The 23,785-nt window shown below is 34.4% G+C and carries 24 protein-coding genes and 2 pseudogenes; 11 read left to right on the forward strand and 15 right to left on the reverse strand.

What is annotated here, in order from left to right; translation table 11 throughout:
- The first annotated feature begins 393 nt into the window (after positions 1-393).
- Positions 394-951: a GNAT family N-acetyltransferase gene (locus tag ACG916_RS11200; RefSeq protein ID WP_336950767.1), complete on the forward strand. Its 558-nt coding sequence runs from the start codon at positions 394-396 to the stop codon at positions 949-951.
- Between the two features lie 47 nt (positions 952-998).
- Here ACG916_RS11200 and ACG916_RS11205 read toward each other — a convergent pair whose 3' ends face one another.
- The 8 genes from ACG916_RS11205 to ACG916_RS11240 all read right to left on the reverse strand — a co-directional run bounded on the left by ACG916_RS11205 (position 999) and on the right by ACG916_RS11240 (position 7,110).
- A complete protein-coding gene (locus ACG916_RS11205) occupies positions 999-1,295 on the reverse strand; it encodes a cyd operon YbgE family protein (protein ID WP_336950768.1) in 297 nt (98 codons plus the stop codon).
- 3 nt (positions 1,296-1,298) lie between these two features.
- Positions 1,299-1,400, reverse strand: a complete 102-nt coding sequence (gene cydX / locus ACG916_RS11210; RefSeq protein WP_002120988.1) for a cytochrome bd-I oxidase subunit CydX — start codon at positions 1,398-1,400, stop codon at positions 1,299-1,301.
- Positions 1,401-1,430: 30 nt separating this feature from the next.
- Positions 1,431-2,576, reverse strand: coding sequence for a cytochrome d ubiquinol oxidase subunit II (gene cydB, locus ACG916_RS11215; protein ID WP_004719675.1), 1,146 nt, complete (start codon positions 2,574-2,576; stop codon positions 1,431-1,433).
- Entirely contained in the window at positions 2,573-4,159 is a 1,587-nt protein-coding gene (locus tag ACG916_RS11220; protein WP_004719676.1) for a cytochrome ubiquinol oxidase subunit I, read from the reverse strand. The genes cydB and ACG916_RS11220 overlap by 4 nt, the downstream gene beginning before the upstream one ends.
- Positions 4,159-4,350: a cytochrome oxidase putative small subunit CydP gene (gene cydP / locus ACG916_RS11225; protein ID WP_004719678.1), complete on the reverse strand. Its 192-nt coding sequence runs from the start codon at positions 4,348-4,350 to the stop codon at positions 4,159-4,161. The genes ACG916_RS11220 and cydP overlap by 1 nt, the downstream gene beginning before the upstream one ends.
- Positions 4,351-5,146: 796 nt before the next feature.
- Positions 5,147-5,761, reverse strand: a complete 615-nt coding sequence (locus ACG916_RS11230; protein WP_336950769.1) for an OB-fold-containig protein — start codon at positions 5,759-5,761, stop codon at positions 5,147-5,149.
- Positions 5,762-5,775: 14 nt separating this feature from the next.
- Complete coding sequence (locus ACG916_RS11235) at positions 5,776-6,087, reverse strand: Rieske (2Fe-2S) protein (protein WP_162242519.1); 312 nt, start codon at positions 6,085-6,087, stop codon at positions 5,776-5,778.
- An 18-nt stretch (positions 6,088-6,105) separates the two neighbouring features.
- Positions 6,106-7,110, reverse strand: a complete 1,005-nt coding sequence (locus ACG916_RS11240; RefSeq protein WP_336950770.1) for an adenosine kinase — start codon at positions 7,108-7,110, stop codon at positions 6,106-6,108.
- Between the two features lie 288 nt (positions 7,111-7,398).
- Between ACG916_RS11240 and ACG916_RS11245 the strand changes: the two genes are divergently transcribed.
- The 4 genes from ACG916_RS11245 (at position 7,399) to ACG916_RS11260 (ending at position 13,329) form a co-directional block, all read left to right on the forward strand.
- Positions 7,399-7,866, forward strand: a complete 468-nt coding sequence (locus tag ACG916_RS11245; protein WP_336950771.1) for a GNAT family N-acetyltransferase — start codon at positions 7,399-7,401, stop codon at positions 7,864-7,866.
- A gap of 360 nt (positions 7,867-8,226) precedes the next feature.
- Positions 8,227-8,982 (forward strand): COG4705 family protein, encoded by a 756-nt coding sequence (locus ACG916_RS11250; RefSeq protein ID WP_419327338.1) that lies wholly within the window; start codon positions 8,227-8,229, stop codon positions 8,980-8,982.
- Between the two features lie 231 nt (positions 8,983-9,213).
- On the forward strand, positions 9,214-12,153 hold the full coding sequence (locus ACG916_RS11255; RefSeq protein ID WP_419327337.1) for an insulinase family protein: 2,940 nt from the start codon (positions 9,214-9,216) through the stop codon (positions 12,151-12,153).
- Between the two features lie 27 nt (positions 12,154-12,180).
- Positions 12,181-13,329, forward strand: coding sequence for a phospholipase A (locus ACG916_RS11260; RefSeq protein WP_336950775.1), 1,149 nt, complete (start codon positions 12,181-12,183; stop codon positions 13,327-13,329).
- 406 nt (positions 13,330-13,735) lie between these two features.
- Here the strand turns inward: ACG916_RS11260 and ACG916_RS11265 are convergent, their stop codons facing one another.
- Positions 13,736-15,607 carry an ABC transporter ATP-binding protein gene (locus tag ACG916_RS11265; RefSeq protein ID WP_419327336.1) on the reverse strand — a complete coding sequence of 624 codons (1,872 nt, stop codon included), beginning with the start codon at positions 15,605-15,607 and terminating at the stop codon, positions 13,736-13,738.
- Positions 15,608-15,789: 182 nt separating this feature from the next.
- Here ACG916_RS11265 and ACG916_RS11270 point away from each other — a divergent pair, with 182 nt between their 5' ends.
- Positions 15,790-16,098, forward strand: coding sequence for a hypothetical protein (locus tag ACG916_RS11270; RefSeq protein WP_336950779.1), 309 nt, complete (start codon positions 15,790-15,792; stop codon positions 16,096-16,098).
- Positions 16,099-16,337: 239 nt separating this feature from the next.
- Here ACG916_RS11270 and ACG916_RS11275 read toward each other — a convergent pair whose 3' ends face one another.
- On the reverse strand, positions 16,338-16,577 hold the full coding sequence (locus tag ACG916_RS11275) for a DUF2171 domain-containing protein (protein ID WP_336950780.1): 240 nt from the start codon (positions 16,575-16,577) through the stop codon (positions 16,338-16,340).
- 592 nt (positions 16,578-17,169) lie between these two features.
- Here ACG916_RS11275 and ACG916_RS11280 point away from each other — a divergent pair.
- On the forward strand, positions 17,170-17,700 hold the full coding sequence (locus tag ACG916_RS11280) for a hypothetical protein (RefSeq protein WP_336950781.1): 531 nt from the start codon (positions 17,170-17,172) through the stop codon (positions 17,698-17,700).
- A 77-nt stretch (positions 17,701-17,777) separates the two neighbouring features.
- Here the strand turns inward: ACG916_RS11280 and ACG916_RS21775 are convergent.
- The 3 genes and pseudogenes from ACG916_RS21775 to ACG916_RS11290 all read right to left on the reverse strand — a co-directional run.
- A pseudogene (locus ACG916_RS21775) lies at positions 17,778-18,356 on the reverse strand (Y-family DNA polymerase); the annotation flags it as partial.
- On the reverse strand, positions 18,353-18,970 hold the full coding sequence (locus ACG916_RS11285) for a LexA family protein (protein ID WP_419327335.1): 618 nt from the start codon (positions 18,968-18,970) through the stop codon (positions 18,353-18,355). The pseudogene ACG916_RS21775 and the gene ACG916_RS11285, both read right to left, overlap by 4 nt.
- Before the next feature lie 93 nt (positions 18,971-19,063).
- Positions 19,064-19,698, reverse strand: a pseudogene (locus tag ACG916_RS11290) (SOS response-associated peptidase family protein).
- Between the two features lie 249 nt (positions 19,699-19,947).
- On the opposite strand from ACG916_RS11290, the gene ACG916_RS11295 reads away from it, so the two are divergent.
- Both ACG916_RS11295 and ACG916_RS11300 read left to right on the forward strand, forming a co-directional pair.
- A complete protein-coding gene (locus tag ACG916_RS11295; RefSeq protein WP_336950783.1) occupies positions 19,948-20,208 on the forward strand; it encodes a hypothetical protein in 261 nt (86 codons plus the stop codon).
- Positions 20,209-20,383: 175 nt separating this feature from the next.
- Entirely contained in the window at positions 20,384-20,590 is a 207-nt protein-coding gene (locus tag ACG916_RS11300; RefSeq protein WP_419327334.1) for a pyridoxamine 5'-phosphate oxidase family protein, read from the forward strand.
- A gap of 40 nt (positions 20,591-20,630) precedes the next feature.
- On the opposite strand, the gene ACG916_RS11305 is transcribed toward ACG916_RS11300, so the two are convergent.
- Both ACG916_RS11305 and ACG916_RS11310 read right to left on the reverse strand, forming a co-directional pair.
- Complete coding sequence (locus ACG916_RS11305; RefSeq protein WP_336951462.1) at positions 20,631-21,098, reverse strand: BLUF domain-containing protein; 468 nt, start codon at positions 21,096-21,098, stop codon at positions 20,631-20,633.
- Between the two features lie 39 nt (positions 21,099-21,137).
- Positions 21,138-21,587, reverse strand: a complete 450-nt coding sequence (locus ACG916_RS11310) for a BLUF domain-containing protein (protein ID WP_336950785.1) — start codon at positions 21,585-21,587, stop codon at positions 21,138-21,140.
- Positions 21,588-22,571: 984 nt separating this feature from the next.
- Here ACG916_RS11310 and ACG916_RS11315 point away from each other — a divergent pair.
- Both ACG916_RS11315 and ACG916_RS11320 read left to right on the forward strand, forming a co-directional pair.
- Positions 22,572-22,730, forward strand: a complete 159-nt coding sequence (locus ACG916_RS11315) for a DUF1328 domain-containing protein (RefSeq protein WP_336950787.1) — start codon at positions 22,572-22,574, stop codon at positions 22,728-22,730.
- A gap of 96 nt (positions 22,731-22,826) precedes the next feature.
- Entirely contained in the window at positions 22,827-23,096 is a 270-nt protein-coding gene (locus ACG916_RS11320) for a hypothetical protein (RefSeq protein WP_336950788.1), read from the forward strand.
- The last annotated feature ends 689 nt before the right edge of the window (positions 23,097-23,785 follow it).

Consider the following 23,785-nt stretch of genomic DNA (forward strand, 5'->3'; position numbering starts at 1 on the left):
TTTATAGTTCTGTGGAGTTTGCACTTCCCCATCTTTTCTTGAAAATTTAAATATCTTTGTGTAGGCAATGTCTCACTTTTGTAGGGAAATACCAATCTTGTGCTACAAACAAAACTGTACTTTGTTTTGCGTTTGTTTGGCGAGGGGGGACGTGCAATACCCCCCGCATTTTCACAGATAATGGGCGACATTGATGTCGCCACATGATAGACACACCAGATATGATTAAATAGTGCAAAAGCATAAATGGTTTGATTGATATAATATTCATCATCTTGATGATTATAAATTATTTTATGGGTAAGACGGAATGGAGTGAGAATAAGGCTTTTCTCGCTACCATTTTCGTTTTATAAAGTACTTTACTCAGCTTTAATATGACAGAAATAAAACTTGATAAAATATCAGCTTAATTTTAGAACAGTACGAATATCTGACATTACACATTTAGTTGATCTGATTAATTCTGCCTATCGGCAGCAAGAAGGTCGTAGTTGGACAAGTGAATCAGAAATTGTCGCGGGTGATCGTATCAATGCCAAGCAATTAGAACAAGCATTGACTCAGGATAATTTTCAGTTATTTGTTGCTGAATTGGAGGAGCAAATTGTCGCATGTATTGGTCTGACTTTTACCCAGCATGATGTGGAAATCGGCACATTTTGTATTGCAGCTCAATTACAGAATCAAGGTATTGGCAAATACGTTTTAGATTTTGCTGAACGGTATGTGCATGACAAAGTTCTATCCAACCCTTGCCATTTTACGCATTTCGTTATGTGGGTTTTAAGTGTACGTTATGAATTGATTGCTTATTATCAGCGCCGTGGCTATGTTCAAACGGGTGAAGTGGCGGATTATCCTTTAACTGCAAATGTAGGCCTACCTATTGTAGATTTGCATTTAATCGAAATGAGAAAGAGTGTTAAAAGTAGCGTTTCATCTAATTAAAATAAAACCCTAAATAAATCAGGGTCTTATTGTTTTAAATTTTGGATTTAGCTCAAGAACCAAGTGTAATAGCCCCATAGCATGAGTGGCCATGCAACATAGGGGCTAAATAACCATTTCCATAACCAAAACTGTGGTAGAAATCCTACCCCATGTATAAAGCCACCTGAAATACCAATCATCACCATCATGAGCGCACTATGGTTATAATGACCATTGGCATCAAGCATTGCGCCAGGGTGAATCAATAATACCGCAGCAAGAGGCAATGCCATCAAAAACGAAATGGCCATTGCAAACTTATTCGGCTTTCTTTCTTTTGTTGTCATTGCGATCTCTGTCATGGTTTATTCCTCATCCAAATCTTGATGATGTTCAATATAGAGTGCGCTTAACACACCTGCAAAACACGCCATCAAGATCCCAAGAATCCAAGCGAAATACCACATAAATATTCTCCTATTTGCTTAGACACAGCCTTAGTACAGGCTGTGTGAGTTATCTTGAACATGTTTGTTGGTGATAACGCCCCACATTTTGTAATAACACCATGTGGTATAGATTAAAATAATTGGCACAAATATAGAAGCAACCACAGTCATTACTGTTAATGTATTCTTACTCGAAACCGCATCCCACATGGTTAAACTTACAGTTGGGTTGATACTCGATGGCATTAAGAATGGGAATAGTGCAAAACCAGCAGTTAAAATTGAACCAGTCACTGCTAAGGTAGAACCTGTAAAGCTCACGCCAGCTTTGTTTTTACCAGCACCAAAGATAATCAGGATTGCACCAAGGATTGCAGAAATAGGTGCAAGCATGGTGATCGGGTAAATTGAATAGTTATTCATCCAACCATGGTTACCCGTTGTTAATACTTCTTTCGCAAGCGGATTAGCAACAGCATTGGTATTAAATGGTTGTACCAAAGTATATCCTTCGATGCCACCAAAATATAACCAAGCACCAACGCCCAAGAAGGTAACTAAGAAGAGAATGCCCATCAATTGTGTGGCTTTAGCAGAACGTTGACGTAATACACCATCTGTACGCAGCATTAACCATGCGCCACCATGTGCACACAGCATCGACAAGCTTACTATACCGCAAACCAAGGCAAATGGATTGAGTAGGGCAAAGAAGCTACCTGTATAAGTTGAACGTACAGTCTCATCTAAAGTAAACGGTACGCCTAAGAACATATTACCAAATGCAACACCGAAAACCAGCGCAGGTACAGCTCCACCGATACATAAGCCCCAATCCCAAGAATTACGCCATTGAGTATTTTGAAGTTTAGAGCGATAGTCAAAGCCAACAGGTCTAAGGAAGAGTGCAAATAAGACCAGCAAGAGCGCCCAGTACATACCTGAGAAGGCCGTTGCATAAACCATAGGCCAAGCAGCAAATAGTGCACCACCCGCAGTCACGAACCAAACTTGGTTGCCTTCCCAATGCGGTGCAATGGTATTGATTGCTGCACGGCGTTCATCATCAGTTTTACCTACAAATGGCATGAGTGCCATTGAGCCCATATCGAAACCATCTGTCAGGGCAAAGCCAATCAGTAGAACACCGACTAAAACCCACCAGATAATTTTGAGAAGTTCATATTCGATCATGATTGATTCTCCCCAGTTTGAGCTTGCTGAGCTTCAAGTTTCTCGAAGTGATATTTGCCTGTATGTAAAGAACTTGGTCCTAAACGTGAGAATTTGATCATTAAATACATTTCAATAATCAATAACACCGTATAGAACGCGGCTAATGCAATGATTGATCCCCATACATCGCCAGTGCTTAAACTTGATGCAGACAGATGTGTAGGCAACACTTCACCAATGGTCCATGGTTGACGACCACCTTCAGCCACATACCAACCTGTTTGTGCTGCAATCCAAGGTAATGGCAGTGCAAACAATGCAAATTTAAGTAACCACGGTTTATTTTCTGCATTACGTTTTGCCACAGCAAATGTTGCAAGAATAAACAGGAGTAGCATCAAGAAACCAGAAGCGACCATTGCACGGAAAGAGAAGAACAATGCAGTTACATTTGGAATCGTATCTTTTGTTGCTGCTTGAATATGTGCTTCAGAAGCATCCGTTACATTTTCAGTATACTTTTTGAGAAGTAAGCCATAACCTAAATCTTTTTGGTTTTCTTTGAACGATGCCATAAGTTCAGGCGAACGGTCACCAGCACGAAGTTTTTCGAGTTCGCTATATGCGACCATACCATTACGGATACGGGCCTCATGCTGAACCATCAAATCTTTAAGACCTGTGACTTCTTTATCGAGTGAACGTGTGGCAATAATACCCATTGCATACGGGATTTTTATAGCGTAGTCAGTACGTTGTTCTTCCTGATTTGGAATACCAAATAAAGTAAATGGCGCAGGCGCAGGATGTGTTTCCCACTCAGACTCAATTGCTGCCAACTTAGTTTTTTGAACGTCACCAAGCTCATAACCAGATTCGTCACCTAGTAAGATTACTGAAAGTGTAGATGCTAAACCAAAGATTGCAGCGATGGCGAAAGAGCGACGCGCAAATGGTAAATCACGTTTTTTCAATAAGTAATAACTCGAAATGGCAAGAACAAAGATTGCACCAGTCACATAACCTGCAGACACCGTATGAACAAATTTCACTTGAGCAACTGGGTTAAAAATCAAAGCACCAAAATCGACAAGTTCCATACGCATGGTTTCAAAATTAAATTCTGAACCGACAGGATTTTGCATCCAACCATTGGCAACTAAAATCCATAATGCGGATAAATTCGAACCCAGCGCAACTAGCCATGTCACACTTAAATGTTGAACTTTTGAAAGGCGATCCCAGCCAAAGAAGAATAAACCAATAAAAGTTGATTCTAGAAAGAATGCCATCAATCCTTCAATGGCAAGTGGCGCACCAAAAATATCACCCACATAGTGAGAGTAGTACGCCCAGTTTGTACCAAACTGGAATTCCATCGTCAGACCAGTGGTTACACCTAAAGCAAAGTTAATACCAAAAAGTTTGCCCCAGAATTTGGTCATGTCTTTATAAATTTCTTTACCAGAAATCACATAAGTGGTTTCCATAATGGCAAGAATAAAAGCCAGACCTAGAGTAAGTGGTACAAATATAAAGTGATACATCGCGGTCATTGCAAATTGGAACCGCGAAAGATCGACCACGCTTTCAGAAATCATCAACGTGTCTCCTTGATTTGGGAAGGACTGCCAGCAATACGCTCAGCAACTTGGTTATCAAAATCTTTAGGAATAGTCGGAGCATCAAACCAGATATGTTTGATCGTCATTAGAAGAGCAATCTTAATTATTAATATGACTGCAATTTCTCTGACAAGCCGACGGTTTAAATCGTTAGGTTTTAAGCTCATGCGTTAAGCCTATTATTTAAATATGCTTATATTATTAAACAAAACGCAACAAGAAATAAATAGATAAAACAGTTAAAATAAAAATATATTATTAAATTTATATTAAACAAGTAGTTAAAAATTTACTTTGTTAAAAAATATACTAAATTTTATTGATTTTAAAGTTGATCAAAACACTTAGAATTAATAAAAATAAAACCAACTAGAATGGTATTGTTTAGATTTTATTAAACCAACTAAATTAGTTTGATTTAGTTTTTTCTTTAAAAATTAATCTGATTAAAAGAGTTGGTTTTAAATTTTTATAATTGTGCTGTAAAATAAATCAACCACTTGAATTCTTACACAAGTACGATTTTATGTTTTAGTAAATAATAGACCTTTTACTAGAATTTTACTTAAAGTAAGAGCCCCATTGGCTCATGTAAAAGATGAAAGAGTAAAATATCGGATTGTGGTTTCATGTTTATTCTAAAGAGTAAATTCTAATTTTTGCGATGTCGTAAATTAGGGGGGATGTTATGCAATATTTAGTGGGTTATAAAGTGGAGCTATCAGTGTGAAGGGTGGTTTTCATCTCGTAGAACATGTTTAAATTTAGCTATAGATCTCTGAAATTATTGCTGATTAAGTTTAGTTTTCGCTTAGACTATTGCATTAAATTCTGCTTCATTTCTTGATGTAAAGTTATTATTTTATTAAAGTTTATGGGGGAGAACAAGATATAAAAATATAGTGAGTAATTGTACGAATACGTCGCACAAAAGAATGTTGACTTAAATGAACAAATTATGAATTAATATTGGTCTGAACTAAATAGATGATTTGAAATTGAAATCTTCTTCGCAATATAATGGGATTTTCTAAAACGTATTAAGATAATTTGAGATTGAAATTCTAATTCACCAAATTCTGGTTCGACTTGGATATAGTGAAGCTGTCCATTTTCATCACGTACTCGTGCTTGAGCTGAAAAACCTGGGCGTGCATTACCACTAGAAACAGTAGCTAATCGTCCAAGCAAGTCAACTTGATTCAATGCAACTTTAGGTTTTATCACCTGATCCAAACAATGAATCATAAACACGGTAAAGAAGATTGCAATCACCAATGCGGGTAAAACCACATAATACCAAGCGGCAAAAACTTGTTTGCTGGCAAAGATAGATAGCTGTAAAAAATAGCCTGCAAAACTAAAATTCAATAATAAAAAAACGAAAATAAGAACTTTGGAAAATTTAACTTGTAGTAAGGGGGATTCGATGAGCCAATCTGGTGAAATTTTTTTCAGAAAGGTACTTGGCCGTAAGCCGATATAGTAGCCAAAAGTTTCTGCCATACTCAGCAGAATTAAAGCCAAGACACTGAGGTGAAAGGGCATTAATTCATGTTCAAATAAAAATCCAAGCATGGCAGTTTCCAATCTTATTCGTCCTCGATGTAAATACCACCATCTGAATGGACTGAAATATTTACTTTTTCAAGTTTATCACCCAGACATGGTCCTGAAATACATTCACCTGTTTCAACTTCAAACAAAGCACCATGTGTAGAGCATTGAATATATTCGCCATCTTGGTCTAAAAACTGATTTTCAAGAAATTCTAACTCAGTTTGTAGGTGTGGACAGACGTTTTGATAGGCATAAAATGCACCATCACGTTGAGTGATAAAAATTGTATCACCTGTCATTGTGTCAAACGCACGTGCCTTACGCTCTTCAATTTCATCGGTCATTGCAATTTTTTCAGACATTTATGCACATTCCTTTTTGAACGTTTCGAGTAGATTTGCGTATTCTGCAACGTCTAGACGTGGCCCAAATTTAGACACCACTTCACTAGAAATAAGAATAGCAAGTTGTGCCGCAGTTTGTAAATTTTCACCATTATTTAAAGCATATAAGAAAGCACCTGAGAATGCATCACCAGCGCCATTTGCATCGACTGCATTTACTTTACGACCTTGAACATAAAAATGTTGTTTTTGATCTGCGACCAATGCACCTTTTTCACTCAAGGTGATGACCACATCAGTACTTAGCATTTTTAACTTATTGAGCGCAGCTTCTACAGAGTCAGTTTCTGTATACATCATAGCTTCTTGTTCATTACAGAAAATTAGATCTACACCATCATCGATTAATTCATTTAAACCTTGACGTGCATATTGCACCATAGCTGGGTCTGATAGAGTTAATGCGATTTTAACCTTGTGATCACGTGCAATTTGACGTGCTTGATTTACTGCAGCTCGTGCTGAATCACTTGTAGACAAATAACCTTCGATATATAACCATTGTGCTGTCTTTAAAGGTTCAAAATCCATTTGTAGATCTGAAAGCTCAGCAGTAATACCGAGATAAGTCTGCATCGTGCGTTCTGAGTCCCCACTGACTAAAACCATACAGGTGCCCGTAACGCCTTCACTGATGGATTTTTTAGAAGTTTTGATGCCTGCTTCATTTAAACCATCGAGATAAATTGTGCCTAGATCATCATTTCCAACACGACAGGCATAAAATGCTGAAGAACCTAATGCACTAAATGCCACTGTTGTATTGGCAGCTGAACCACCAGATGCTTGACCTTTATAATTTTGGCTAGCTTTTAAATTATTGTATAGCTGAGTTTGGGACTCACCATCTGCGAGTTGCATGGTGCCTTTTTGCAAATTTTGTTCAGCTAAAAAGTGATCTGATACTTTAAATTCTTGGTCAATGAGCGCGTTACCAATTGCAAAAAGGTCAACTGTAGCCATGTTCTTCATCACATCAATGTTAAAAACATAAAGTTTACACGAATGCTCAGCTTTACAGTAGTTTGTTGAAAAAAATTCAATTACATTTGTCAAATATGGTTTGTTGGAGTTTTATAATCTGCTTGTGTGCTGAACAAAACTGTTTTTGAGATGATTTTTGCTTCATTTAAGCCATTGTTTTTATCAATGTGCGTGATTAAATTAGATTGCTAGGTTAGGTTTTGTTTGGAAATAAACATAGGCATAAAGTTAAAACTGTCTACAGACCCTAAACATATTGGAGGTTGAGTGAATATTTTAATTCAACAGGTAGATCAATTGCCTGCGCAAATTCAAGATTTAGCTATAGTTGCTGAGAAAGAAGGGTTTCATTTTATTCAACGGTTGGTTGATGAATTTCAGAAAGGAACCAATAAATTTAATCGACATGGTGAATTTTTATTGGTTGCGTTTGATGGAGATAAACTGGTTGCATGCGGTGGTTTAAATATTCAAATCAGTGAAGATGGTGATACAAAGCATAACCCTGAAACTCAGCATAAAATTGGTCGGGTACGTCGTTTTTATGTATTGCCTGAATACCGCAAAAATGGATTAGGTAAAAGTTTATTGCTTGAACTTGAAAAAAGAGCAAAACCCAATTTTTCTGCATTGTGCTTAAATAGTGAAAAAGATGCAGCGCCATTTTACCAAAAGCAAAATTATGTTTTTGTCTCAAATCACCCAAATTATAATTACTTTAAATATTTAATTTAGTGAATTTGGAAATCCTTTGGTCTCTAATCTGTAATGTTACGCAACAACATAATTTGAAAATGCTGCTGGATTACAAAGATAGGCTTTAAGGTCATCTTTATTTTTGGAGACGAATTTGTATTGATCTCCAAAAATAGTTTTCTTGGTAAACATACTAAAAATAGCCTAAGTAATTCTTTTCTACAAAAACCTAAACATAGATAAGCCATATTTAATCAGTTTTTGTAAAGTCATGATAAGTACTAAATACAAATCTTACTGAGTCTTTAAGAGGGTTAAGTGACTTTTTTCACATTTTAATTCTATTTTAAGTCGAAGTATAGACTATAGCTTTTAACGCATAATTGCTGAATATGTGAAATGAAGCAAAATGATTTAGATGTGCTGATTGCAAAAGTTCCGCAAGTCACATTACTATTTTGGATCACCAAAATCTTTGCAACCACTTTTGGTGAAACGGCCGGTGATGCTGTGTCAATGTCGCTTAATTTAGGGTATTTGCTAGGAACCTTTATCTTTGCTTTTATCTTTATCGCTTTTGTCTATTTTCAAATTCGGGCTAAGGCTTTTCACCCCTATTTATATTGGTTTACCATTATTGCAAGTACGACAGTGGGGACCACATTAGCAGACTTTGTCGATCGCTCACTGGGTATTGGCTATTTCGGTGGAAGTACGTTATTACTCAGTTTGGTATTGTTGACTTTATCTGCTTGGTATAAGGTTGAAGGAACAATTTCACCACATATTAATCAGCCCCGAGCAGAACTGTTCTATTGGTTAACCATTACCTTTTCGCAAACTTTAGGTACAGCATTGGGAGATTGGTCATCAGATACAGCAGGACTGGGTTATAGCGGTGGGATTGTGTTATATGTGGTATTGATTTTAATCGTCATCACTTTGTATTTATTTACAAAAATATCCAGAGTTATTTTGTTCTGGAGCGCATTTGTGCTTACTCGACCATTAGGTGCTGTGGTTGGTGATTTTCTAGATAAACCAATTGATCATGGTGGATTAGCCCTGAGTCACTTCATAGCATCAGCTGTATTGTTGAGTGTAATTTTGATCTGTATTTTTATTGCTCAGCGTTGGGATACAGAAAAAACATAAGCATCACTAATTTAAAAATATTGAGTAAAAAAAGTGAAGTTTTACAGTGATGATCGAATCTTTTGATCATCACTTTTTTTATTTATCCCATTGCTCATTCTTGATATTTTGACAGTAAGTCGCGATTAATTCTGATTGATTTACTAAGAATTAGTTTTAGGAATGAATCGCATTTATTTAAGTTTCGGTTATACTTAAACGTATAGATAAATATTTAATATTGGAGATCGCATGACTGTAGATGTCACTGAAACCTTATCTCAAACTGTTCATCCTGCGTTTCAGCTGGTACGTCAACACCATGTAGAAGCTTTAGACATTTTAGTGTCTGAATATAAACATAAAGTGACTGGTGCAATGCACTACCATTTAGCAACAGATCATGACGAAAATGTGTTTCTAGTTGCTTTTCGTACTCAACCGATGGATTCCAAAGGTGAGGCGCATATTCTTGAACATACAGCGTTATGTGGTTCAGAGAAATTTCCTGTACGTGATCCATTCTTTTTGATGATTCGTCGTTCATTAAACACATTTATGAACGCATTTACGGCAGCAGATTGGACGGCTTATCCATTTGCAACACAAAATAAAAAGGATTTCCAGAACTTATTGGAAGTCTATTTAGATGCTGCTTTTGCTGCCAATTTAAATCCATTGGACTTTGCTCAAGAAGGTATTCGTATTGAGCTTGAAAATGGTGAACCTGTTTATAAAGGCGTGGTATTTAATGAAATGAAGGGAGCGATGAGTTCGCCTTCAGACCAGCTTTATCATCAGCTTGCACATCATTTGTTCCCGAAAACAACTTATCATTATAATTCTGGTGGTGATCCAAAGGATATTCCAGACTTAACTTATGAAGAGTTAGTAGCGTTTTATAAATCACATTATCACCCAAGTAATGCTGTATTTATGACCTTTGGTGATGAGCCTGCTTATAAATTGCAAGAACAATTTGAAAAGTTGGCGCTGTCCAAATTCAGTAAAGGTGAAACGATTTACTCTAAAGAAGAGCAGCGCCTCACAGCACCAATTGAAGTACAAGAAACCTATGCTGTTGATGCAGAAGATTTAAAAGACAAGACGTACCATATTTTGTCTTGGTTATTGCCGAAGACCAGTGATGTTAAACTTCGCTTGGGTATGCGTTTAGTTGAAGGGATTCTTTTAGAAAATTCAGCTTCGCCATTGCGCCATTATTTAGAAACATGTGGTTATGCGCAGTCTACGGGTCCAATCATGGGTGTAGATGATTCAAACTATGAAATGACGTTCTATTGTGGTGTTCAAGGTTCAAACCCTGAGCATACTGAAGAATTTAAAAATGGTGTACTCAATATTCTTCAAGATGTTGCTTCAAAGCCTATTGATAAAGAAATGGTTGATGCAATTTTGCACCAAATTGAATTACATCAACGTGAAATCAGTGGTGATGGTACACCGTATGGTTTAACGCTGATCCTCAATGGTTTGGGTAATGCAATTCATCATAATGATCCAATCCATGCCTGGGATGTAGATACTGCCATTGCAGAAGTAAAAGAAGAACTCAAAGATCCGATGTGGTTATCTAATTTGATTCAAGTTCATTTATTGGATAATCCACATCGTGTACAAATGACTTTAGTTCCAGATGCAAATAAATCTGCTCAAGAAGCAGAAGATGAAAAATCACGTTTAGCGAAAATTGGTGAGGCTTTGTCTGAAGCAGATAAAGCTGAAATTATTGCTCAGACAGAAGCTTTAAAAATCCGTCAAGAAACACCAGATGATTTGAGCTTATTGCCTAAAGTCGGTTTGGAGGATATTCCTGCTGAATTGGCCATTGTTCAAGGTCAATTGCGTGAAGTGATTTGCAATGGGGTAGATACACCATTACATCTGTACCATGCAGGTACAAACGGAATTTACTACCAACAAGTATTGATTCAAATTCCAGATCAAATTGTAAAATCGCCTTATTTCAACTTACTGTCTGTTCTCATGGGAGAAGTGGGGGCGGGCGAATATGATTATCTTGAACTTCAACAGTTACAGACTGCTGTCAGTGGCGGCTTGGGAATGGGCGCTTCGCTTCGTTCTAAAACCGATGACAAAGGTCAAATCAGTGCATGGTTGACTTTAACAACTAAATCTTTAACTGATAAATTTGATGCCATTCAGTTGCTTAAACTGGCTTTTGAGCAGTTACGTTTTGATGAAAAAGATCGCATTATCGAACTTTTACAACAACGTAAAACCCGTTGGGCTTCTCGTTTATCTGGTTCTGGCCATAGTTATGCGATGCAAATTGCCTCACGTCATATGAGTGCGTTAGCAAAACGCGATTATGACAATACAGGCCTAGGCGCATTGAATTGGCTAGGTGATTTGATTGCAAAAATTGAAAAAGATGATGCGGCATATGATGCGTTTATAGATGAGTTAAAATCAATTCATAAAGGTTTAATGCTTGCACCAAAACAATTTTTATTGGTGTGTGAAGAGCATCATTCAGAGCGTTTAGTTGAAGAGGTTCAAACTGTTTGGGATAAGCTTACGGTTGATCAATCTCCTGTTTATTTAACTCAAGTGGCTATGGATGAGAGCGATGCAGATCAAGCATGGTTAATTCAAGCCAATGTTCAATTTTGTGCTTCTGCTTACCAAGCTGTAGATGTTGCACATCCAGATGCTGCGCCGTTAATGGTACTTGCAGGCTATTTACGGAATGGTTTCCTACATAGTGCCATTAGAGAAAAAGGCGGAGCATATGGTGGTGGTGCAAGCTATGACGGCAATGCTTGCTCGTTCAGATTCTATAGTTATCGAGATCCGCGCCTTGCAGAAACATTCCAAGACTTTGAGGCAAGTCTAGATTGGTTATTACATAAAGAGCAGCATGATTATCAACTTGAAGAAGCAATTCTTGGTCTAGTTTCGAGTATGGATAAACCTGGATCACCAGCAGGTGAGGCCATTACTGCATGTTATGCATTGCTTCATGGACGGACACCTGCGTTTAGAAAGCAATTACGCGAACGCTTATTAAACGTTACTATTGATGACCTTAAGCGTGTCACACAAACTTATTTACTTGAGCAAAAGCCTGTAAGAGCTGTAGTCGCTCCAGTTGTAAAAAAAGACGTGTTGGAACAATTAGGTTTTGAAATTAAGAAAGTAAATTAACCCTATAAATTCTTTCTGGAGAATTCTATGTCGTTCAAAAATTTTGAACGTACACCATTAAATCTGAGCATCTTAATGATGCTCAGTTTTGGTTTGGTGACCATTGTACACGCAGATGATACTGCACAAGTAAATCCTGCAAGTACACAAGCCTGTGTTGCACTCGAATCTAACGCTGACCGTTTGGCTTGTTACGATAAAATATTTAAAACGCCTGCGGTTGCTCCGCAAGTTTTGGTGTCAGAGCAACGTGCTGCCTTAGATATTCAAAAAGCCAATGTTGAACCTGAAACACTAAAAGACAAAATTACCCAGACAGCTGAAAATTTATTTGCAATTCATGGTGATAAAATTGATCCCAACACCTCATTACTTGATCGACGTTGGGAGCTTTCAGAAGATAGTAAGTTAGGTACATGGAATATTCGGGCGAATCAACCTGTATATTTACTTCCTGCATTTTGGACCAGTAAGAAAAATGAATTTCCACAGAGCCCAAACCCCCAAAATACAGTGGAAGAAGATCAAAATTTAAAGTCTATGGAAGCAAAATTCCAGATTTCTTTAAAAACCAAAGCTGCTGAAAACGTGTTTGGAAATAATGGTGATGTTTGGGTAGGATATACACAATCTTCTCGTTGGCAAGTTTACAACAGTGAAGAGTCCCGTCCATTTCGTGAAACAAATTACGAGCCTGAAGCAAGTTTAATTTTTCGAACCAATTATAATTTATTGGGTTTAAATGGACGTTTATTAGGTTTGACGTTGAATCATCAGTCAAATGGACGTTCTGATCCACTTTCACGTAGCTGGAATCGAGTAATTTTAAATCTTGGATTTGAAAAAGATAATTTTGCTTTGATGGTGCGTCCGTGGTATCGCATTGAAGAAGATTTTCAGGATGACAATAATCCTGATATTAAAAATTATATTGGTCGTGGTGATTTAACCGCATTCTATCGTTGGAATGACAATGATTTTTCTTTGATGCTACGTCATTCTTTAAAAGGTGGGGATGATTCACATGGTGCAGTGCAGTTTGATTGGGCGTTCCCTATTAAAGGGAAGTTACGTGGTCATTTTCAATTGTTTGATGGATATGGCGAAAGTTTGATTGATTATAATCACCGTGCGACCTATGTTGGACTAGGTGTTTCATTAATGAACTGGTATTAATCATTTAAAATAGCGTTGATTGGCTAGATTTAAATAAGAAGCTGTCTTTATATAAGGCAGCTTTTTTGTTTTTGATTTATACGGAAAAGTTGTTGTTTTATCTGGATAAGTAAGCGGAAAGCTCAAGAGTACTGTTTTTATATACTAGTTTAAATATTGCAATAACATAAGTAATAATTTGAGTACAAATGATGGAGGGTACTTAATCATATCAAAATAATCAATTCTGTTGCCTCGTCAAGCCGATTAATTCTTGATTCTAAAAATATAATCATTGAACTGCATGTTGTAGCTAAAATATATCCAAATAAGGCTATGATGTATGCTTAATCAATAGAATAGACGCAATAAAAAACCACGCTATTTTTAACGTGGTTTTTATAATTTGGCTATTTAAACGCTTTATTTATGAAGCGCTGACTGTTGAGTCTTCATCTTCAGTGGTTTTCTGTTCAGGTTCAACTAAAAAACCACCCGTCTGCCTATGCCATAAATGCGCATAAATACCATTTTGTGCAATAAGCTCTTCATGGGTGCCTTGTTCTGCAATTTGACCTTGATCTAGCACAATCAAACGATCCATTTGTGCAATGGTTGAAAGACGATGGGCAATTGCGATCACGGTTTTCTTTTGCATTAACTCATCTAAGCTTGATTGAATTGCAGCTTCAACTTCGGAGTCTAAGGCACTAGTTGCTTCATCTAAGATTAAAATTGGCGCATCTTTTAAAAATACACGTGCAATGGCAATACGCTGACGTTGACCACCCGACAGTTTTACTCCACGCTCACCAACATAAGCATCATAGCCAGTACGACCTCTTAAATCTGAAAGTTGTGGAATAAACTCATCTGCTTTGGCTTTTCTTACTGCTTCATACATTTCTTCATCAGTCGCATCAGGACGACCATATTTGATATTTTCCGCAACTGTACGATGTAGCAACGAGGTATCTTGGGTAACAAGCGCGATATTTTTTCTTAAACTGTCTTGAGTGACTTCCTCAATATTTTGACTATCAATGGTAATTTTTCCCTCATTAATGGTATAAAAATGTAGAAGTAATTGAATTAAGGTGGATTTTCCCGCACCAGAACGTCCAACAATACCAATTTTCTCGCCAGGTTGAATGTTTAAGTTGAAGTGATCAATTACTTTTTTGCTATTATAGGCAAATGTGACATCACTAAATTTAATATTGCCTTCAGTCACAACAAGTGGTTTGGCATCTTCTTTGTCTTGGATATTGATCTGACGGCCTAAGGTTTGCATACCATCTTGAATTGTTCCGACATTTTCAAACAGGGCAGAGGTTTGCCACATCATAAATTCAGCCATACTATTGAGTTTAAGAATCATGGCTGTTGTTGCCGCAATGACACCAATCGCGGCTTGCCCCTGTAACCATAACCAAACAGCAGTACCTAGAACTCCAAAGAATAAAACGGCGGTCAGCAAATTGATGCAAAGTTCGTATGCAGTGCCTAAACGCATTTGTTTGAACACAGTACGCATAAATTCTTTCATTGATTCTTTTGCATATTGACTTTCACGGCCAGCATGGGCAAAAAGTTTCACTGTCTGAATATTCGTGTAGGCATCTGTTACTCGTCCGGTCATCACCGCACGCGCATCGGCTTGTTCTTTAGATATTCGTCCTAATCTGGGAATGTAAAATAATGCTGCACTCACAAACAGTGCCAACCACAATAAAAGTGGAATCAATAGAATAGGGGAAATTGAGCCCAATACTATACTGATGGTGATGAAGTAGATGACAACATAAGTCACCATATCGCCTAAAATCACCCAAAACTCACGTACTGCTAGCGCTGTCTGCATAACTTTTGCAGATAAACGACCTGCAAAGTCATTATGAAAGAAGTCTAAGCCTTGGCGTAACATAAGATTATGAAATCTCCAACGCAAACGCATTGGAAAACTACTGTATAAAATCTGATGTCTGATAATAGATTGCATACTGGCAAAAAAGATATTTGCCAATAAAATACAGCTTAAAAAGATCAAATTTTCACGATGATTCACTAAAAAGTCTTGAGGTTTTGACTGAGTCAACCAATCGACTAAATGTCCGATTTGTGAAAAGAATAAGGCTTCAAAAGATGCTGTTGCAGCAGTGAATAATATTAAAATCAATAAATAACGCTTAACACCAGTCGCAGCTTGCCAAACAAATGGAAAGAACTTAGTGGGTAATGGTTCGTTTAAACCTTTCGACGGATATGGATCTACTAACTTTTCAAACCATTGCAGCATAGTTTACCTAACTTTATGTGAATTACTTTAACAATTATGAGTTTGCAAAAATTTACTTTCTAAACAAGATCTTACATGAGATGCAAGTTTAGTTTTGAACATGTGAAAACCTATGTGAATAATAAGTTTATTACGCCAATATTTACGCCATAATTAATAAAGTAGGAATGGCGTAAATAATTATGGGTTCAATTAGACAAAGAAGTCTTACCGATGGCACTATTCGTTATCGAGCTGGAATTAGAACTAACAGAAAAGTCTATCTAGTTTTCATTGAAAGCAAAACATTTAACCCTCGTAGAATAGCAGAAAAATGGATTGAAGATCGTAAAAAAGCGATTAACCTTAATCCTAATATATTAAATGGTCATTCTGATCTGATAAAAATGAGTTTAGGAAATGTTATAAAAATATTTAGAAGAAGTAAAAGGTGTATATATTATCTCAAAAATAAATACTTTGAAGCAGATACAGAAATTTGCAATTGCTAAGTTAACTATTTCAAACTTAAGATCAATTGATATATCAAACCATGTTAATTTGCGAAAAAATGGTAATGTCGAATACATTTGATAACTGTTGCTTGAAGTACAATTCAAAATGAACTAATACTAATAAGGGGAAATCTGACTCATGCAATGATTATGTGGGAATCGGTAATATATTGATGATAAAAATGCCAATCAAATTGATTGGCATTTTTGAAATAGCAAATTAATTTAGGTAAAGCCTACAATGTTTGCCACTGATTTCTTACTTCTTCTGAATTTTTATTCAAAATTACATTTCCATCTTTAATTTCACTCACCCAACTTAATGGAATCAGGTGATGTTCATTATGTTCATCATCACTTCGTGTCAATTTAATGGAATCTTTTCCCTCAAGATGATCGACTTTACCGATCTGTGTACCACATGAAGCAATTACTGAAGCATGTTCTTTAATATCGTTAGCATTAACGTTACTCATAATGTTTGCCTATTTATTGTTCAAGTTGAGATACCAGTCTAAAACTTAAAAAAAGATAATGATGTAAGTATTTTTAAGCTTTAAGTTTTATTGAGTTAAGAATGTAAGGTTTAAAGAGTTATTTAATTTAAAAAATTATATTTGTAAACAGATATAAAACTAATGGTAATGTGATTTTTTTCTCACTTGCTTTGATATATTATGTTTGGTTCCTTTATTTTTTGTGATGCAATTATAATTTAAAAATTTTATTGAGAAGTATATAATTATTCGCTTTGATTTTAATGATGTTGTTGAGATATTTTATTTTAACTTTATGTTTTATAATTATTTATTTTTAATTTATCAAAGTGAGGTTTTAGTGTTTTATATTGTAATTTAATGTTTTTTATTTAAGAAGTTTTAAAAGCGATAATATTCAACAGTGCTGTGGTTTTGAACATGTTTTATTTTAATTTACTTAATTCTGTTTTATACAAACTGTTCTTCAAACTATAACAAATAGTAATATTGAATGAAAATAATTAATCTAGGATGATTATCGTTGACTGAGTATCTGGATTAATAATTTTTATCAAATAGAGGATTAAATATGTCAAATTCTAATATAGATAATGAAGTTGTTCAAAATATGAGTAAAGAACAACGTAAGCAACTAAATGCTGACCCTATTTCAGGTGAGCCAGGAGCTCACCCAATTGGCACAGGTGTTGGTGCAGCAGGTGGCGCAGCAAGTGGTGTAGCTATTGGAGCCGTTGGCGGACCTGTAGGTGCTGCAGTCGGGGGAGTAGTAGGAGCAGTTGTTGGAGGATTAGCAGGGAAAAGTATTTCTGAAGCTGTAAATCCAACAGATGAGGATGTTTATTGGCGTGAGACTTATAATACGCGGCCTTACTTTAAAGACACGGTTAACTTATATGATAATGTAGATTACGATCGTGATTATCGTGATGCCTATCAACTAGGGTACACTTCTAGAAGCAATTATCCTTATGAAACAAAATTTGAAGAAGTTGAAGCTGATCTTAAGCTTCAATGGGAAAAGACTAAAAGAGAGTCTCGTTTAAAATGGGAAGAAGCAAAACATGCAGTTAAAGATGCTTGGGAAAGAGTAACACGTTAACAGATGCTCGAAAAAGTAGTCCTTCAATGTAAGGGCTATTTTTGTCAAGCATTTGTTTTCTAGCAACATTTCATATTTTCACCTACTTCTATAAACAAACACAAGTAATCAGGATGTTTCTGTGCCATGCTTGCTAAATCATAATCTCCATTAAATCGCTTTCCCTTTTTTGCTTTCTGATTAGCGATATTTGCTTCTGTTTTGTTGGAACCAATTCATACTGAGACAGGCAATCCGCTTCATTGTTGAATACGTTCGTGCATTCCTTGGCGATAATCAATCACCAAGATTATAATTATGCTTAAAACTTGATAGATCTAGAAAACACTCATCAATTCAATAAATCTCGAGTTCGGGTGGTGCGAAATAACTGGCAAAAAATGAATAAAATCGACGTGACATCTCAGCATATATCGCATAGTTACTTGAAGGAACTTGAAAACAATTTTTCTGGACAGCATCTTTGATTTGAAAAAATGGAGGCTCATTTTAATCCCCATAGCCTTGACTTAGTTACTTCGAGCTACTGCGCAACCATTGTTATTTAATAAAACTATCACCAAGACATTATTTAGCTTCGGGTTAAAGAAACGCTCACACCAGACATAGCAATTATTGATATCAATAAGAACAAATATCTTTTCTTCATGTATCATTTAAAGTTCTTAATAATTTTGGTGACAACACCCCAAATTACTAATTCTTGTTCATTGCGGGGGAGGATTGGTTTGTACTCAATATTCTCAGGTTTGAGCCACACTGCAGGCAAATTTCTAAGATCATTTTCATTATGAAAAATATTAAACAATTCATCATGTGACATCCGTTGTGTAATCATCATTCTTTTCACAGTGAAATCATTGTCAATGAATGCGATAACAATATCTCGGTGCTGTGATCGAATACTTCTATCGACAATCAAATAGTCAGTGATATCAATTCCAATGTCTTTCATCGAATACGACTCAACTTGAACAATGAATGTAGCTTCCTTATTTGAAATAAGCAGATCATCCATGTCAACAGTTTTGTCTATATAATTCTCAAATACTGAGGAGGAATCTGCAGTAATTTTATTTAAAACTAATGGAATAGAATACTTAGTGATTGCCTGAAATGACGATATTCTAGATAGGTCAGATGGACATTTTAATTTAGATGAATGTGCTCTGATATCAATAACTTTAGAGCTTTTCAAGTGATCTAGACTTGCATCTTTAAGCTTTTGAAGTTTAGCTTTCGATAATTTTGAATTTAATTCAATATTCATAAAAAATACCACTTGAATAAGTTACGTATTCAAGATATTAAATGTAATAGTTTTTAATTTCAAATTTAAACTATGTGGATAAACAGTCTTAATTTAAAAAAGGTCACTTTGTTTGGCTACTTCAGATGAGTGTTCACGAGGGAAAGCGGAAAATCATCACGCATTTCAAAGAAATTTTCGTGTGCATTTTCTTTATCAATATTCAAGCAGTCTTTTCGATATTCTCTTGATATGACTATGATTGATCTTTTTTCATCGGTAGGCGCATAAAATTGCTTCATGAAAGGATGATTGTCAGAATTGATTGTAATCATTGAAAAAATATTATTATTTTTTAATTAACTAATCATCGTGAGTTTCTGCAACAGCGAATGGTAGTCGTTCTTACGGTGAATTCTGTACAAATGGCTTTTACCATCGATGCACTTGAGATCATCAAATTCTTGAACCGGCACAAAGTAAAACTTGCTATAAGTCAAGCATGTCGAAAGTTAGGCTTCTCAACTATAGTTTCAGTTCAAGTATTATAGGTGTGTCCCTAACTTTGTATCCTCAGCCCATTTTGGAATTAGTGCAAATCTTCATAAATCTAGGTTAAACTCTTTCATAATAATTGGAGCAGGGTATAACGGATAAACGTGTGACTTTAAAGGATAATCCATTGCATTGAGTTCGATTCCTAATTGAACAAATGCTGTTATTTTTGGAGTTTGATAGTTTGAGCACATGAGTTAATCAATTTATTATAAATTTTAAATTTCGTTTTTAATTGTATTACAATAATTTATTGGTTAGTTATTTAATATATAAAAATTAACTGGATAAAATAATTTCATAAGAGTTAATTGATATTTAATATCAGTACATTGAACAAAATTAAGAAAAATTAGTTTACATATTTTATCTGAAACCATATTTAAAAAAAAATTAAAAATAGGTTATATTCCTAATCAATTAAGATCGACGGAAATCTTCTATTGGATATTCAAGAAATAGTACTTCAAGATGAAAATTTTCATTTACATAAATTGGTAAAAGTTAAAGATACCACTTATGACCCTATAAAAAAGGATAGGTCTATTTTATGGTTTTGGATTTACTCTGAAACTTCTGATTTTTTTCACTTTGAATTGTGGGATCAATTAGACCGTGCTGTGGTAAATCAAAATATTACTCATAAAGATTACCAGTTCAAAGTTGTAAGCATCAATGATAACAAAAAAATAAATTATTCATGAATAATAATTTTTTATCATATAATTAAAATATTTAATTAACACTAAGAAACTATTTAAATTTTTATATTGAGGAGATATTGGTATTTCAATTTACATGAGAATGTTAAAATTGGAAAATTTAAAAAATGATTATGTCTCAATTAATGGAATTGCAGAATGTGTCCAAGATTAAGAGGTGCTTGATCAATTGTGGTCCGCTTCGTATGGAACTTTTTTTGAACAAGGAAAGTCGGATCCAAATATTCAATTAGTACGTGTAATATGTAATGGTGCACAATACTGGAAAGGTGCAGGAAAATTTGTAACTCTTTTCAAAGTAGCAAAAGCGTCAATATCACGTGAAACAGAGCAGCTTGGAACAAGTCATTCTGTTAAGCTATAAATTTTTGTAAAAAAGACGAACTTACGTTCGTCTTTTTTTATTAAAGAAAATTAGATATTCCACGTTGGTTTAAACCAACTCGCTTTCGAAGCCGAGTCTGCTTTTCATTTAAGAGTTCATTTAAGAAGGCATCTAAATTGTCTTCGGTTAAAGCAGTAGGAGTGAACGAGTCGTAACCTAAACGATTAAAGAAGACCTCTGCTTTTGAGCACTTTTGAACATATTTCATTGACCAGTTTTTAAAACTAATTTGGTCAATTTCTACATTTTTGAATTCAATAATATCTTTATGCCTAGCGTCATTTCTAATGTTATGGAATAGCTCTAGTACAGTTGATCTTTCACCTTCAAGACACTGGAAAAAAAAGTTATTAGCATAGTAAAGCACACCAAAAACATTGTTTTTCGAATTAAAATCTCGAGCAGTATTCAAAATATCATTTAAATCTTCTATGAGGTCATTAGTTGATTCATTTCTTGTACTTGCGTAGCACAAACGAATCATGATTTATCATCTAAATTAACGTTTTCAAAATAGACTAATGAATTACTCATCGATTTCAAAATTATATGGTTCATGAGCATACTCCGAAGCTAAAAGGTCTATGAATGAAGGAATAGTGTTACTTGAAAGAAGAAATGGGTTAAAATCATCAAGATGGTGTTCTTGAAAAAAGTCACCTAATCTTTTGTTAACAGGTGCAAATTTCATATTCCAATGTTTGAATAATCCAACATCGCATTTCTCATGATAGAGAATTTCACAATTTTGATGACGTGGATCTTTTAAAATGCGGTTATAAAAAAGATCATTAACTTTACTCTTGCTACCTTCAAGACATTGGACAAAATATCCATGTCCATAGTAAAGAACTCCTGTAATCTCATGACGAGAATTAAAATCAACAGCAGTGTTAAGAATATCAATTAGATCAGATTTAAGTTCAGGGTGCGCTTGTGTCGCTTTACTAGCGTATAAAACCCTTACAAATTCCATTATGAATTCATCCAGTTTGATTTGTTACTGATGGTGTGTGATAACTATTTAATTTTATTAGTAAACTTTATGTTTCCACATAGAAAGAATAGTAACTTTAAAAGTTTACAACATAGTTAGGATTGAAGCCAATTTAAAATAAAAACGATCAAAAAAAATGTAATGTAAACTTTTTTTACTTTTACTTAAGCTAATTGTTAATATATTGTGTTGAAGTAATAGTTTATTAAAATTAACTTTATGAAAATAAATGAAATAATTCTAATTTTTTAAATATTAATAGGTTAAAAAATAAACAAATGTACGAAATTTCTCACAATCATGTAAGCCAGAGATTACAGCCTGAATTTTTGATTTATATATACTGCGTTCATACACCATACGTGTTCATTATTATTAATATACAACTGAATATTAGTTTAAGATGTGGTCGCTTACACTTAAATTAGAATAAGAAGTTATAAAATTAATGAGCATAATAATAGATGGTGTATTGGGGTAGTCTTCCCCCTTAGTTGCTCTACTAAGGGGGAAGCATTTTATTAAATCTAAAGTAGAGGAAATGAAATGTTAATTTTAAAAAATTTTTTTATATTTATTATCTCAGTTTTAATTATATGTTTAATAATCATAATTTTTGACAAGTTAGGAATACATAAAAAGTTTAATGTATTCTTTTCGGCAATGTTATATGGTCTTATTATGACCTTATATCTAAAAAAAGTATTTTTAAGTCTTTTATTTTTCTTTGGCTTTTATAGTCTATTATTCATGATTAGTTATTCAATTGAAGTTATAGGAATGCTTCTTATTTCCTGTTCAGTTCTTTTTTTAATTAAGATTGTTATGCCAAAACTAAAGAATCAAGAAATAAATAGGTTTTTTATTTCTGATAAGCTATATAAAGAATAGGTTTTTATATAGATTGATTTAGATAAATTTTATTTAAATCAAAAAAATTAAATATTTTAGGAGTAATAATGTATGTTTCGTTGGGCGATAATTTTTGCAGTTATAGCATTAATTGCTAGTTTATTAGGTTTTGGTGGAGTTGCTGGTCTATCGAAAGATTTTGCTGTAATTCTACTAGTTGTAGCTGTTATTTTAGCAATTATTGGTTTTATATCTCGTGGAAAATCATAGTATTTTATATAGCCAACTATCGAATATATTTGTTCTATAGTTGGCTAATTTCTTTACAGTAAATTATCTCATTAATAATCTATAATTAAGGTTTTTATGAAAAGTAGTAACTATATGTGTGTTTTAGAGCAGATCTATAATTTTTTACTTTTGACACCGGACTTCAAGAGTAAGACCAAGTCCGAGAAAATTGTTGCATATTTCAAAGCTTTAAATGAAGGAGATGAAACTGACTTTAAATTTAATAATTCTAATAAAGTATCCGGTAAGTTTGGAAATAAAAAAAATATTTTAATAATGAGTGCACCTGAAATAAGTAATAAATACAAATTCTTATCTTGGGTTGATGAGCAAGTAAATTCATAGTTTTTAAAGTAAGGTGTTTATATGCATCAAAGGCGCAAGCGTAAAAAAGTTACAATACTTCCTGAATGGTCTACAGATCAAGACTGTTTTTTAATTGAAAATAGTTCATTGCCTATAGAGTTATTGGTTGATTCATTGTCATTTACTGAAGATGAAATACTTGAGAGAAAGATACTTTTAGGGTTAGTAAGGAGGCACAGACAGATGATGAAAAGCTCTTAAATCAATTGATTCTGTCTATTTTAATTTTTAAAAATCTACTTCGATTTAAGCTGAGTGCAGAATTTCTAAGAAAGGGAATTTCATAGTTTGAGTACACTCACGGCTTCATTCATTGTTAAAATATAATTATTTTCAATATCATCAAAAAATTGAAATAAATAAAAATAATTTTACGCTATTTATTGCACTAAGATTTGTTTAAATTTTTTAAATCATTGATTGTAAATTAAAATTGAATCAAACCATTGCAGCAACATAAAATCCTCGGGGAAATTTTATAGATTGATTAAATTGTAAAATATTGAAATGCAGTTACAACCTGAACAGCTTAAATTATTTTAAGACAAATTCTGCAGAAATTGGGAGAATAGCGGTGTAATGTAGATTGTGTATTTTTCGTGGAAATACACCAGTTATTTATATCGAATAAAAACGATTTATATTGCGCCTAAACCTTGTTAAAAAAA

It is taken from the genome of Acinetobacter legionensis (genome assembly GCF_048552295.1).
Taxonomy (GTDB): Bacteria; Pseudomonadota; Gammaproteobacteria; order Pseudomonadales; family Moraxellaceae; genus Acinetobacter.